The 13,641-nt window shown below is 41.6% G+C and carries 12 protein-coding genes; 2 read left to right on the plus strand and 10 right to left on the minus strand.

Annotated elements, in window-relative coordinates; genetic code table 11:
• Nucleotides 1-11: 11 nt before the first annotated feature.
• The 8 genes from N483_RS21610 to N483_RS21645 form a co-directional block, all read right to left on the minus strand.
• Entirely contained in the window at nucleotides 12-2,183 is a 2,172-nt protein-coding gene (locus tag N483_RS21610) for a M4 family metallopeptidase (RefSeq protein ID WP_023397891.1), read from the minus strand.
• Nucleotides 2,184-2,876: 693 nt separating this feature from the next.
• Nucleotides 2,877-4,868, minus strand: a complete 1,992-nt coding sequence (locus N483_RS21615; RefSeq protein ID WP_023397892.1) for a TonB-dependent receptor plug domain-containing protein — start codon at nucleotides 4,866-4,868, stop codon at nucleotides 2,877-2,879.
• 134 nt (nucleotides 4,869-5,002) lie between these two features.
• On the minus strand, nucleotides 5,003-5,263 hold the full coding sequence (locus tag N483_RS21620; protein WP_023397893.1) for a CBU_0592 family membrane protein: 261 nt from the start codon (nucleotides 5,261-5,263) through the stop codon (nucleotides 5,003-5,005).
• A gap of 154 nt (nucleotides 5,264-5,417) precedes the next feature.
• Nucleotides 5,418-5,669 (minus strand): hypothetical protein, encoded by a 252-nt coding sequence (locus N483_RS27540; RefSeq protein WP_023397894.1) that lies wholly within the window; start codon nucleotides 5,667-5,669, stop codon nucleotides 5,418-5,420.
• A complete protein-coding gene (locus N483_RS21630) occupies nucleotides 5,670-6,089 on the minus strand; it encodes a DUF1761 domain-containing protein (RefSeq protein WP_231105487.1) in 420 nt (139 codons plus the stop codon). It abuts the gene before it with no gap.
• Between the two features lie 61 nt (nucleotides 6,090-6,150).
• On the minus strand, nucleotides 6,151-6,672 hold the full coding sequence (locus N483_RS21635; RefSeq protein WP_023397896.1) for a response regulator transcription factor: 522 nt from the start codon (nucleotides 6,670-6,672) through the stop codon (nucleotides 6,151-6,153).
• Nucleotides 6,669-7,904, minus strand: coding sequence for an ATP-binding protein (locus N483_RS21640; protein ID WP_023397897.1), 1,236 nt, complete (start codon nucleotides 7,902-7,904; stop codon nucleotides 6,669-6,671). The genes N483_RS21635 and N483_RS21640 overlap by 4 nt, the downstream gene beginning before the upstream one ends.
• 79 nt (nucleotides 7,905-7,983) lie before the next feature.
• The gene (locus N483_RS21645) at nucleotides 7,984-8,382 is read right to left on the minus strand and encodes a DUF4440 domain-containing protein (protein ID WP_023397898.1); all 399 of its coding nucleotides are present in this window, start codon (nucleotides 8,380-8,382) and stop codon (nucleotides 7,984-7,986) included.
• Nucleotides 8,383-8,520: 138 nt separating this feature from the next.
• On the opposite strand from N483_RS21645, the gene N483_RS21650 reads away from it, so the two are divergent.
• Both N483_RS21650 and N483_RS21655 read left to right on the plus strand, forming a co-directional pair.
• Nucleotides 8,521-9,594: a ketoacyl-ACP synthase III gene (locus tag N483_RS21650; protein ID WP_023397899.1), complete on the plus strand. Its 1,074-nt coding sequence runs from the start codon at nucleotides 8,521-8,523 to the stop codon at nucleotides 9,592-9,594.
• 283 nt (nucleotides 9,595-9,877) lie between these two features.
• Nucleotides 9,878-11,356 carry an aminoacyl-histidine dipeptidase gene (locus tag N483_RS21655; protein WP_036975231.1) on the plus strand — a complete coding sequence of 493 codons (1,479 nt, stop codon included), beginning with the start codon at nucleotides 9,878-9,880 and terminating at the stop codon, nucleotides 11,354-11,356.
• A gap of 45 nt (nucleotides 11,357-11,401) precedes the next feature.
• Here N483_RS21655 and N483_RS21660 read toward each other — a convergent pair whose 3' ends face one another.
• Nucleotides 11,402-12,766 (minus strand): leucyl aminopeptidase family protein, encoded by a 1,365-nt coding sequence (locus N483_RS21660; RefSeq protein ID WP_023397901.1) that lies wholly within the window; start codon nucleotides 12,764-12,766, stop codon nucleotides 11,402-11,404.
• Between the two features lie 159 nt (nucleotides 12,767-12,925).
• Nucleotides 12,926-13,291, minus strand: coding sequence for a hypothetical protein (locus tag N483_RS21665; RefSeq protein ID WP_023397902.1), 366 nt, complete (start codon nucleotides 13,289-13,291; stop codon nucleotides 12,926-12,928).
• Between the last annotated feature and the right edge of the window lie 350 nt (nucleotides 13,292-13,641).

Raw genomic sequence — 13,641 nt, forward strand, 5'->3', positions numbered from 1 at the left:
TTAAGAACTAACTAGTTGGCTTTGATATTTAGAGTTACACCGCTTGCGCTTGTATAACCACGTAAATCTATGTGCCAAGTCCCTGCCTGGGGGTTAGTAAATGAACATGATTCACTGTTGCCATTTTTGTATGGGCGACATTGATATGTTGAAGTGGAAGAGGCTGAGCCAAAGTTAACATACAAATCTGCATCTCCGCTGCCACCAGAAATTGTAACGGTAAGATTTGAATAACCCGCATTTAAAGATTGGGTATACCTTGCCCACTGACCACTAGAAACTGATATATTACTTTCAGTTCTATCAATTGGAGGCGTTGAGCCACCGCCTGTTGAATAACTACCTGTCAGCGTCACACCAGAAATTTGGTTCCACGCTTCCACCATCACATAGTAAGTACCAGCTTGAACTGTATTAATGGCACAAGATTCGTTGCTCGTTGACGAAGTACTCTTACAATCGAAGCTTTGTAATGTGGGTCTGCTACCAAACTTGACGTATAAGTCAGCATCACCGATGCCACCAGCTGTTTCGAATTTTAAGTTGGTCGCATCAGCTGGTACATTCAGCACAAAAAATTGCTGTGCCTTCGCAGCCCCACTGATGCCAGTGCGAGGTACGCCATTGCTTATTTCCTCGTCCGTTGGGGGAGTGCCACAATTGCTACCGGAGCTCAATTGAGAATTTACACCGACTTGTGCCAAAGCAGCTTTAACGTCGTCAGGGTTATAACCTAAGTCACACGCAGCATCCATTACTCCGTTGCCAGCTAGATCCCAATCAGTGCTCGCTGTCCAATACATTTGATTTGCCTTAGCCATTACAAGAAATGCTTTCTTTGTATCCCACCCTGTCGTGGTAGCTAAGTTATAAAATGCTTTATTAAAAACACCTGATGAATGGTGCACATCCATGCCAGAAGTAAAGTTGTTTTGATGATCAATTGAACGGCCATCTTTCGTCGGATCATTCATATATCTTAGCGCGCCGGTCGCTTTGAAGATATCTTGCCCAACAAGCCAATCATTGCTGCCTTTCATGTAAAATTCAGCGGCCTCACCTGCCATATCTGAAAAAGCTTCATTCAGTCCACCAGACTTATTGCGGTATACAAGACCTGAATTCTGCTCCGTGAACCCGTGACTGACCTCATGCGCCGACACATCAAGGCTGACTAAAGGATAAAATCTATCCTTGCCGTCACCAAATGTCATCGAACGCCCATCCCAAAACGCGTTTTCGTAATTATTGCTATAATGCACTCGCATTTGTAGTTGAAATGAGAGTGGCGCAGTGCCTAGCCAATCATTGTACATATTGAAAACGACGTTACCAAAATAGTGCGCATCATTAAGCGGCGAATATGCACCATTAATTTCTTTCACCGTATTTTCTGGGCAAGTAAAGGAGTGAGCACTAGAGCCACTGCTACCATGGTTAAGGTGAATAGTCTTAACGTTCGCATTGTTCATTGTACAGGTATTGCCTGATTGACTGACGTCTAAATGACCGTAGTCTGTGCCATAGTTGTATCGCCCAGTTTTTTGGTTTCCACCAGGGCCTGTTGCATTTGCATGCTGAATATTGTCATAGCTTACCAGTAACTCACCCGTATTAGCATCAATGATCTGATACGGTCTAGATGGTGATTCCCCATAAGTTACATAAGACACTTCATACACTAATCGAGCCTGATTGTTCTTGTCTATCCAAACTCCGAGTTGGTCTGATCCGTGGAACTTTTGCAGTGCTTCTTGTGTACTTGATTGATTAGCATGTAGCATTGATTTTGCTTGCGCTAGCTGCAAGCCTGGCTTAACAGAAGACAAGTCTCCTTCAATACCATATACCGCAGCACCGTGAGCATGCTTGAACAATCCCTGATCATCGAACGTCAAGCTTACAGTATCACCAATGACAGGGAGTCCTTGATACATTTGTTGATAACGATGTGTTACTGACCCATTTTTGTGTTTAAACGTTTTTAGTACTTTTAAAGAGTCAGTTGTCGAGAGCCCTATTAATTGAGCAGCGGGTGTTGACAACACACTCGGTGAGCCCGATTGCAACATGACATTTAAATTATTCTGAATATTTAAATACTGCTTTTGCGCGGCACCAGCTGTGCAACTTAATACAGCCAATGTGACGAGAGATATTTTAGTTATTTTAGGTAGTTTCACTTTATGCTCCTTGATTGTGTGTGTTTTGTATTCGGCACTAGTCCGAATGTGCACCTTTTCATGAGTGCACAATTGAGCCTAGCCAAACGGAACAAAAAATAAACCATTAATTTACATATATTAAACTTTTACACCAATTCAATTTTTAATCATAACTTTCAGCCAGTTATAGAAATTTCAATTTGGCGACAACGCTTAAGCACGCTTTAAATGTAAATAAAACACTACAATTAGAGTGCATTTTCGTTAAATCAGTGACTGTTTAGAGCACAAGTTGTCTACGAAAGAAAAAGTAAAACCAATTTAATAGGGGTATATGTCTAAAATAAACTTATCGCGATTTCATGCTGCGTATACGTTTAAGACGATTATACATACGTGTTTAAACCCAATGGGTGACGATATTGGCTAGAATAAAAGAATTTTAAATGCGCAGATTTGCTTATGATAGACGTGATCTCTTATTTTAAATATCAGCCGAACTCCAATCTTTATACAGTGAGAGCCGTATAGATCAACTTAGTTTGGTGAATTTTGCTCAACAATCCTCAAAGCAAGACTCTATATCAGCTTTCGAATAATTGAACATACTTCTAATTGTTGTTGGTTGGTCAGTCTAGGTGGAAAACCTATCAAAATATACATCACCTACATACTACAACTTGAGGATATGAAAACACATACAACGCTAAGTTAGAATTCGTAAGTGTATCTCAACCTTATTTGCCTTCCTCTTTGGGGCACCCTACCATCATACCTCCTCGGATCAAACGCATCGGTGGACTTGTCAAAGATATTTTGTACCTGTAGAGCAACCCCCTGCTCGCTATCTACCTTCCAGCTAACCGTCGCACCGAGCAGCCAATGACTCGGTTGATTGTAAGACGAAAATTCGGGATCATCTGGAAAAACTTCCGGCACCACTATAACACCATCTCGCCATATGCCGTTCAGAGAGTATTGAATGTCACCTTGAGTATAGTTAAACACCACAGAGCCAAACTTTTTGTAACTTGGATTAAAAGGGAGATCAATATACTGCGTAAATGTAGCCGAAAGCCATGCTGTTTCATTGATATGCAAAGTACCACTGAATTCATAGCCTTGCATACTTGTTTCAAATACATTATCAAACGTAAAGCGCGACTGGGCCTCATCAACAGGAATAAGGTTGATAAAATCTTCTAATTCATTATCAAAAATAACTAGGTCGAATTGCCAGTTGTTATCTTTTGCATGCCATACTAATTCTGTTGTTTTTAAGTACTCAGCTTTTAGCTCAGGGTTACCCAAGGTCACTTCATCATTAGAGTTGAGTTCATTACTGACCGGTACTCTAAACGCTTCACCGTATTGTAACTTAAAAGTATGAATTGGATTGAATTGATATATAACCGCGAGTCTTGGCGACAGTTTGCGATCAATATCAATAACATTATCGTATCTGAGCCCGGTAAACACGGTAACGGAATCAGATAGCGTATACTTGACTTGGCTGTACACTGCATATGAATCAAAATCAGCCTCAAGTGAATTAAACGGCTGATAATCATTTATTACTTGGATCCCACCTAGATAATATGGTTCATCTACAAATACCTCTCCGGTTTGAGGGTTATAGTAGTTAGTATAAACATCTGCGCGTGATTGCTCTTCCCATGAATATTCAGCGCCAATTATAATGTTTAACGCCTCGTTGTACTCATAAATTGTTTCACTATTTAGAGTTATATCCCTTGACTGCCATCGTGGACCAACAAAAAAGTCATTCGCTAATTGCAACTCTTCTGCACTGGCTATAAGGCCTGCATTTTTAATATCGTGTTTAATAAAGTCGAGCCGAGTTGTATTTTTTATCGAGTCTTGCCAAGTTGAGTGAACCTCCAGCTGCAAACCCAAGTTTCTGCTTGTGTGTTCATTATCGCTAGACTCACCAGATAAATTAATAAACTCATTCAACCGGGTCTCAGTATTGTGCACGGCTAGCCGCCAATTGCGCCAATTAAGTTCTACTTCTACAAATCGGCCATCGATCGGGTCTCGAATCTCACTGTCAAAATACTTTTGTCCGTCATCGCGATATAGCGACGTATTAGCCTGCAACGTTAAGCCATTTTCAAAAGCATGATGCGCGCTGAACGCTGCTTGATACATGCCATTGTTGCCCACAGCAGCCATTAACTGATTGTCATTTTTTTTGGTAACTATGTTCATCACGCCCAAAAATGCGTTGCTACCATAAAGCGCAGAGCCAGGGCCTCGAATAAACTCCACTCTATCAACGACTTCAATTGGAATGAACGGTGCGTACACAGAAGCCTTGCCAAATGATGCGTCATTGAGCCTCTGACCGTTGAGCATGACCAATACATTACCACTATCTAAATAAATGCCTCTCGCGTGCTCTTTTGGCACAGCACCAACCCAATCTCCACGGGTAGACTGCATTCCAGGGACAAAATTCATTAATTCGTATACATTTGCCACACCGAGCAATTGAATATGTTGGCGGTTAAAAACGGTTGTGCTAGAGGGAACTGTGGTAGGTGTTTCTACGGTTTTGGTGGCTAGTGTGATATTTACATCCAGTAGCTCTTCAAAGCTCAATTCAAACAGCTCTTCTTGCGAAGCGATTACATTCAAATTGTAAAACGAGATAAAAATAAGCGGGACTGTTTTTTTCATATTGAGCCTGACTACTGATACCGCAACAAGCTCAATTTAAGCGAACTAATTCACTAAATATTGCTTACACAGTTACCGTTCATACAACTAAATAATACGCATGAAATGTAACTGTGCAAGTTTTTACTTAAGTTTTATGCCGCCTGTAACTTCTTTGCCTTGAAATACTTATACAATCCGATCATAGAAGCCGCTATCCAGAATAGCTCTATTACAAAGCTCGCCAAGTTAAAGTTGTAGCACAAACTGATAAGTAACAATATTGCACCAGAAAGGTTCATGAGGTTATATTTGAGGCCATCTGGCGTGACTTTTTCTAATTGCAGTAAAAAAAACGCACCTACTACAAGAAAAGTACCTGTCATACCAATTACGTCAAATAAAATATCAATCATGTTTTTGTCCATATTTTTTGTGGATACTCACCCAAACACGCTGGCCCTTTTCCATGGGTAGGGTGACTTTCAATCGTTGAAACAGCACAAACTCTGTGATTATCTTAAAAACATGATTGCGGTTACAGGATAATTGTCCTTATATAGGGAGGCGCTATTTAAAGCTAACTTTATTGCCAACAATTTTAAGCGCTGGTGCGCCTCTGATCAGTGTCTTTCTAGAGAACTCTTGCTCACACTGAGGACAATGGGTTTGATTAGTTGTGTGGTCTACGCTAATTCGCTCTACAAAACATTTGATCAAACTGCCTTTTCCTCCTTTCCTATACTTAAATAATTTCGCTTTACACTTTGCACAGAAAATATCTACGGTTCTGGTAGGCCCTTTCTTATTTGGCTTAGCCACTTAGTTCAAACTCCCAACAACAAACCCTATGAGCGTAAATTGTAACGTGTGATAACCTGCATTCACCAGAAATAATTTAAGTGGCCTTTGCTCAAACAAATAACTAATACCAAAAGAGGTTGCAACAAAGATGACACCTATCGATAATCCAAGCACCATGGTGTCCAGCACTGAAGGGCTTTTCCCAACCAAAACTGCCACTCCAATTGATGCAACAATACAAAGCAGGAACGACCCCAAAAAAATAACTTTATGATTTGCACTTTTTAAATCAAGCTCAGTGAGCCCAGCCCCTTCTAGCCAAGCCTGTTGAAACATCAAAGGCGAATACCACAACCCACCCAATAAAAAGGAGCTTAATGCAGCTAACACTACTGCCACTATATTTACTTCGAATATATACATTAGCTGTTGTCCCATTGTTCCACTATTTTCAATTTAGTTAAAATCTACCAATAGAGCAATGTCTAGCCCTAACCCACTACTTTGAGACAGGTCGTTTTTGTAACTTTCGTTGTAGTGTTCTTCTGTGCATATTTAGCTGACGAGCGGTCTCAGAAACATTGCCATCGTTAGCTTGAAGCGTTTGTTGAATGTGCTCCCACTCCAACCGCTCAGGAGACATTGTCGACTCAAATGTATCTTCCAGCTCCACATCTTCACCACGTAGTTTTTTGGCTATCAATTTGGTATCGGCGGGTTTAGTTAAGTAGTCATCAGCGCCAAGTTTGATTGCTTCAACGGCCGTAGCGATACTGGCAAAGCCTGTCAATAACACCAGTTTGCACTTCGGCAACGCTGCTCTTATTTGTTTGATATGCTGCAACCCCGATGAGTGTTCCAACTTCATGTCCAGCAATACATACTGAGGCAAAAACGCATTGCACGTGTCCAATATAAACTGCTCTTGATTGACACATTGGCATTCGAACCCCATTTTAGACATTCGACGAGCGAGCGTATTCGAAAACGCCACATCGTCCTCAATGATCAATAATTTCATAGTTCACCTATTATCGGTAATACAACGGTAGACAAAACTCCACCCTCATCCAAATTCTCTAGTTGCAGCTCTCCGTCTACCCTCTCAAGGGTTGCGTTTGTCAACAGCAGTGCCATACCAAACCCGGTATCACTCTCCACCACAAATTTGCCTAAGTTTTCCAATTTTTGTTGTGCGATCCCTTTACCTTGATCTTTAATCGTCAAATGCCAACTTCCTCTTCGGACATAAGCTGTCAGCTCAATCTTGAATTTGCCAGCACGTTCATTCGCCTTAGCTGCATTTACAATAAGATTGAGTAAAGCAGGTACAAGCATAGGATCCCCATTGACATCAACTGACGAGGTTTGTTCAGAAATAGTGAGTGACTGTTCTGGGTATTGCAGCGTCATCAACTCCTCTAGTTGCTCCAAGACATAGTTTGACGACTGAGACTGCTCTTGACGTTTTAATTTCAGCAGCTCAGTCTGTGCCCTAAAGCCCTCTAGTTGCACCCGACATTGGGATATTGGTGAATTCATTTCTGCGACAGCTGGATGTTCAGGAAAATCTTCTTGGAGCTCTTCCAAGAGCAAATTCAAATGTGCGATTGGCGTTGCTAACTGATGTGTTACTTGAGCAGCAGCACTACCCAGCGCCAATAGTTGCTCTTGTTGCAATTGCTTTTCTCTTGTTTTTGCAAGTAATGCCTCTCGCTCCCGTATCCGTTTTACTAAAATAGCGACAACACCTACAGTCACCACAACCATGAACACAAAATTCACAAACATACCCAGTAAATGCTCTCCCATGTGCATACCATGGTGATGCATTGGCATAGTCACTGCCACATACAAATATCCATATGCTAACAAAGCACTACTAGACACAAACAGTACGTAACCTATAGACACTGTGACCGCTGCAATTATGCAAGGCAACAGTAACAATGAAACAAACGCGTTACTCGCCCCACCCAAAAAAGAGAGCAACAATGACAAGAAAACAATATCGGCCACCAACTGGAGCGTCATTGCTCGCTCAGATATTTCTCTGTTGCGACGGTACATTATGATACTGAACAATTGAAACAATGATTCTAAGGCAATAATTGTAAATACAGGTTGGTGCGGGATATTTTTGTCCAATAAAACGATTGAAATTAGCACCAAAATGAGTTGTAAAACGATCGCAATAGAGCGCAATAACAACAGTTGGCCGAGTGCCGATTGGGGAGAAAACGCTAAAACCATTGAGTCCGCCTAAATACAAATGATGCGTACTTTACCTTATAGATGAACCAACTTAAAGAACGTTTGTAGCAATCAATGTTTAGTCGTATTTTAGCGAGAATTCAGGGCTAGGCGTCCCTTGATGAAACAGTAATTGCCAACCAGAGCTATTTTGCCGCCAAAGAGACATCCGCAATGAAAATTGCAAATTACTATATGCATTTCTTCTATACGCAGCTTGATAAGTTAGCTGAGCTAATGTGTCACTGAGCATTTGCCCTCGGAAGTCCTGATTATAGAATTGTGGCACCTTTTCACTGGGCAACCGAGACAGAACATGCCGCTTATCAAACAGTAAGCCATTTGCCGATATTTCGTAAAAATCGTCATCCAACAACATGGATAGCCTTTCTTTTGATTCTCTCACATGCGGCTCGAGCAGAAGTCGTTCTAACGCGATAAGTTCATCAAGTAGTTCCTGAGTGATTTTTCGGATCATAAACAGCTGATATTTGACCTGTTTCTCACCTAATTCTAGTCAATTACACTAAATCAACAAGGTATTCTTTGTGTGTAAATCAATAGTTTGTTATAAATATGCAACTCACCAAGTGGTCGGATTTGATAAAGAGACTCTATGATATATGCAAAAATTACAGGTTGGGGAAAAGCGATACCACCTGCTTCCATCAGCAATGACGAAATCAGTAACATTGTTGATACCAATGACGAATGGATCACTACAAGGACTGGTATAAAATCCCGTCGCGTCAGTCATGTTAGTACTGCCGAGCTTGCGACTATTGCCAGTAAACAAGCACTGGCCTGCGCAGGTATCGATGGAAAAGACATTGATTTAGTATTGCTTGCTACTTGCACTCCCTCAACAATGGTTGCAAATACTGCATCATTAGTTCAAAAAAACATTGGCGCTTCCGGTGCCGCGGCCTGTGATACCAACGCAGCATGCTCAGGCTTTCTCTATGCGTTACAAAATGCGACTGCGCAAATACAAGCTGGTATGATCAAAAAAGCAGTCGTCGTTGCAGCTGAACGCATGACTTGGTATGTAAATTGGGCAAAACGAGACAGTGCGGTGTTATTTGGTGACGGCGCAGGTGCAGTCATTTTAGAAGCGAGCGATGAACCAAGCGGTCTAATGGGCACAAAAACAGGCTGTGACACTGAAGATCGTGATATTTTACATATTACCAACTATGGCACCGATTTAAATAAGTATGAAGCTGTTGGCCCATCGGATCTGCTTTTCGAAGGTAGAGAAATATTCAAGCGCGCTGTCACTGGCATGAGCATTGCCTGCGACGATGTAATGCTAAAGGCAAATTTAAATCTTGATGATATTGACGTACTTATTCCGCACCAAGCTAATTTAAGGATCATTCAAGCGATTCAGAAAAAGCTCGACATTGAAGATGAAAGAGTCATGGTCAACATCAATCACTACGGTAATACTTCGGCAGCTACTATTGCCATAGCCCTGTGTGAAGCGGTGGAACAAGGTATGGTAAAGCCACATGCAAACATTATGTCTGCGGCGTTTGGGGCTGGACTAACTTGGGCTGCCAGTTATATTCACTGGGGTGAGCGAGTCACGCCAATCTCAACGTCTGATTATACCTTTCCAGAGTGCGAAAAAACCGGCCTCGAGCTAGTCAATGACGCGGTGCTAGCTTGCCAAAATACCGATTAACCTAATCTAACCAGCAGCAGCCCAAGGTTGCTGCTCGATATACCCCTAAATAGCTGTTAAAATACAACCCATACAGCAAAAATGTGTGTTCGCTAAAAACATGTCACAGGTCACTGAAAACCATCAAAAATAATGCCTATCTAACTAATTTTAAAGACGAGAACTCGTCTTAACATTTGTAAAACGCATTTGACTCATTCAAGATCATAGCTGTGACAAAGCAACTGATGTTTGCTACGAAAATTAAATTACTGACAACAAACGAGTTAATTAGGGGAATATGGTGTTTAAACCTCATTCAGAGATAAGCCAACTTGAACCACAAGTCGTATGGCAATTTTTTGATCAAATCTGTTCAATTCCGCACCCATCTAAGCATGAAGAAGCGTTAGCGCAATTTATTGTCAACTGGGCAACATCCCAAAATCTACCGGTGCGCAGAGATAAAACAGGTAACGTATTTATCAAAAAACCCGCGACATCTGGCATGGAAAATAGAAAGCCAGTTGTACTGCAAGCACATATTGATATGGTGCCACAGAAAAATGACGATACTGACCATGACTTCGTAACCGATCCAATCAAACCATATGTTGACGGTGAGTGGGTAACCGCTGACGGCACAACGCTGGGGGCGGACAACGGAATTGGTATGGCATCTTGCTTGGCTGTGCTAGCTTCAAGCGATGTGGCTCACGGACCACTTGAAGTCATATTAACTGTTGATGAAGAAGCCGGCATGACTGGTGCATTTGGCCTAGAAGCTGGTTGGTTGGAAGGAGAAATCCTGCTAAATACAGATTCAGAGCAAGAAGGTGAGATTTACATGGGCTGCGCTGGTGGCATTGATGCGAGCCTTACGCTAGACATCCAAAGACAGTCAGCTTGTGCTGAGCAAGTTTATTTAGAGATCTCTTTAAAAGGCTTAAAAGGTGGACACTCAGGTGTTGATATTCATACCGGACGTGCAAATGCCAACAAACTGCTTGCGCGTACTTTAAAACATCACCTCCATGGCATTGACTTTCAAATCGTTGAATTTAGAGGCGGTTCATTGAGAAATGCAATCCCTCGTGAGGCGTATACCACAATAGCAATTAATGATGCCGATGTTAATAAAGTCGTTGCGTGTATCGAGCAAGTGCAGACGCTTATGCGCCAAGAGCTATCTGCAATTGAAACGGGTCTCACATTTGCAACTACACAAACTCAAAACGACCTTTCACCTTTGACAGCAGCCTGTACTCAACAGCTACTCTCACTCCTCAACGCGTGCCCGAACGGCGTGGTTCGCATGAGTGATGATATTAAAGGTGTCGTTGAAACCTCATTAAACCTAGGTGTGATCACAACTGACACTGACAGTATTGAAGTTCTTTGTTTGATCCGCTCATTGATCGACTCCGGACGAAAAGACGTCGAAGGAACTTTGGCATCACTAGCAGAACTTGCTGGTGCTAAAATTGAACTTTCAGGTGCGTATCCGGGTTGGAAGCCTGAACCAGAGTCAGAACTAATACATATCTTCAGAGACATGTATGAAGGCATTTATGGCAAGAAACCTGACATCATGGTGATCCATGCAGGCTTAGAATGTGGTTTATTCAAAGAGCCGTATCCAGACATGGATATGATTTCATTCGGCCCAACAATTAAGTTCCCTCATTCTCCAGATGAAAAAGTACACATTGAGTCAGTTGGCTTATATTGGCAACAAATGAAAGCCTTGCTTTCAAATATTCCGTTAAAAGCTGCTGAATAATATAATAAAAAAACGGCTCTAAATGAGCCGTTTTTTTGCTTTTGGTTAACCAAAGCGTTTTTGCAAATATGAGAAGGTTGCTCTCAGTCCAAGTCCTTCACCTCCTACTGGTCTGCCAGGCAAATGGCGAACATTCCACGCCATCACATCAAAGTGAAGCCAAGGTGTTGTTTCTGGCTCTACAAACTCTTTTAAATACAAAGCTGCGGTGATTGACCCACCAAAAGGCGTTGAACCGCAATTTGAGATATCCGCAATATCGCTTTTAAACAGCGCTTTGTATTGGTCAAACAAAGGTAATTGCCACACCGGATCATTGAGCTCAAGACCTTCGGCAATAATGTCATTGGCAATTTGCTGATCAGTGCTATAAAAACCTGGCAATTCAGTACCCAGTGCAATACGACATGCCCCCGTCAAGGTTGCAAAATCAATTAATAAATCCGGCTGCTCTGCTTGGGCTTCGGCCAGCGCATCACATAAAACCAAACGTCCTTCAGCATCAGTGTTGTCGATTTCGACTGTAATACCTTTGCGCGTTACAATCACATCGCCAGGTCTAAAGGCATTTTTTGACACCGCATTTTCAACAGCTGGAACCAATACGCGTAATCTAACTGGTAAATTTGCCGCCATGATCATATGTGCAAGGCCAAGTACATGGGCCGCGCCGCCCATGTCTTTTTTCATATTTCGCATCCCAGCTGCTGGTTTTAGATCCAAGCCGCCTGAATCGAAACATACACCTTTACCTACCAATGTTAATTTAGGTGCACTTTCATCACCCCAAGTTAGGTCTAACAGTCTCGGTTTATTGTCACTTGCTCGTCCAACCATATGGATCGTCGGGTAATTATGCTCAAGTAACTCATCACCGATAAATTGCTTAAACTCACCGCCAAACTGCTCGCTAAGTTCAATAAACGTCTCTGCCAAGTGCTGCGGCATCATGTCAGCTGCTGGTGTATTTACTAAATCTCGAACTAGGTAAATACCAGCTGTAATATCAGCAACTTTTTTATATAACTCAGGAGCTGAAATGGCTAATTTAGCTTGAATGGGCGCAGTCTTTTTATAAGCGCTATACTTATATGCGCCAAGAATATAACTAGTCGCAGCCCTTTCAATCAATGCTTCGTCGCCGATAAATTGATACACTCCTTGTGGTAGCTGTTTGGCTAAATCACCAGCTAGCCATTGATCATCAAGCGAATCAACTACACAGACAACACTTGATAGCGCTCCACTGGTCAAATCCGGTATCAACAACACATTTTGACCTTCTTGGCGCGTCGATAACACAAAGCTCTTAGCTGCTTGTGCATTTTCTGACAGCCAACCATCTAGTTGCGGCTCAGTGGTTAAATGAATTGGTGTTCCTTCTTGGGAGTGAACGAGTAAAGTACTCATACGTGCCTCTTGTTCTAAGTTGTATTGCCTCAAGGATAACAATAACGCGCGCACAATTCACTGTCATAAGGGTAAGTTTTTTCTGTATTTTTGTAAACGTAATGTCAAAAATTAACTGGCTGATAGCAAAGCTCTTAACAGGGCTAAGCATGGGCTGTGCTATTTCTTTTTAGGCTCTTTTTTTTCAGCGAATGAGCTCGGTAAAACCTCGACACCAAACTTATTACCAAGTGCGATAATTAGCGGGATCGTGATGGGAGCAAAAGGTAAAATTGCAAAAACCCCTAAACCTAAGCCTTTTAGTACATCTACAAATTGCTTGTTTGCAATTTTTAGCTCTGATTTAGACGCATTTCCTAGCGTGTACCGCTTATAGATATCAAGCATTTCCTCTGTCTCTTGCTTTTCTTGAGCAAGCGCCCCTTTTAAAGCAATAAGCGTACGTCTTATTTTAAGCCTCTGCTTTCTTCTGCTTATCCGTGCAACCCGAATAGGCGCTTTATGAACGACTTTTATTAATCGCATCGATATCCGAAATCAACTTATTTTTTGTCATTCTAGCAAAGTTCCATGCAAAAATCGTGTTGATATTTGGTCCAAAATAACTCTACAACATCCCCAACGCAGCGGTTTACATAAAATTATCAACCTCGTTATATCTAGCTCTTTTTGTGTTATAAAATCCCGATTTAGTCAATATTTATATTAAATGTTTAGACGGTTTCCTCACCTTGAGTTTAACAAAAATTACAAAATATACCCACCTCAGAAACAACAATGTTTATTTTGCAAGCTAAAAAGACCTAAAATCGTCACAAATTAGAAATAAGTGCAATTAAATCAAACAAAAGATTGAACTTAGTAAATTGGCTGCT

It is taken from the genome of Pseudoalteromonas luteoviolacea NCIMB 1944, assembly GCF_001625565.1.
Classification (GTDB): domain Bacteria; phylum Pseudomonadota; class Gammaproteobacteria; order Enterobacterales; family Alteromonadaceae; genus Pseudoalteromonas; species Pseudoalteromonas luteoviolacea_F.

Bases quoted from the DNA above. Each gene is read 5' to 3' on its own strand.
- N483_RS21615 (WP_023397892.1), bottom strand. From the start codon at position 4,868: ATGAAAAAAACAGTCCCGCTTATTTTTATCTCGTTTTACAATTTGAAT.
- N483_RS21620 (WP_023397893.1), bottom strand. From the start codon at position 5,263: ATGATTGATATTTTATTTGACGTAATTGGTATGACAGGTACTTTTCTT.
- N483_RS21630 (WP_231105487.1), bottom strand. From the start codon at position 6,089: ATGGGACAACAGCTAATGTATATATTCGAAGTAAATATAGTGGCAGTA.
- N483_RS21635 (WP_023397896.1), bottom strand. From the start codon at position 6,672: ATGAAATTATTGATCATTGAGGACGATGTGGCGTTTTCGAATACGCTC.
- N483_RS21640 (WP_023397897.1), bottom strand. From the start codon at position 7,904: ATGGTTTTAGCGTTTTCTCCCCAATCGGCACTCGGCCAACTGTTGTTA.
- N483_RS21645 (WP_023397898.1), bottom strand. From the start codon at position 8,382: ATGATCCGAAAAATCACTCAGGAACTACTTGATGAACTTATCGCGTTA.
- N483_RS21650 (WP_023397899.1), top strand. From the start codon at position 8,521: ATGATATATGCAAAAATTACAGGTTGGGGAAAAGCGATACCACCTGCT.
- N483_RS21660 (WP_023397901.1), bottom strand. From the start codon at position 12,766: ATGAGTACTTTACTCGTTCACTCCCAAGAAGGAACACCAATTCATTTA.
- N483_RS21665 (WP_023397902.1), bottom strand. From the start codon at position 13,291: ATGCGATTAATAAAAGTCGTTCATAAAGCGCCTATTCGGGTTGCACGG.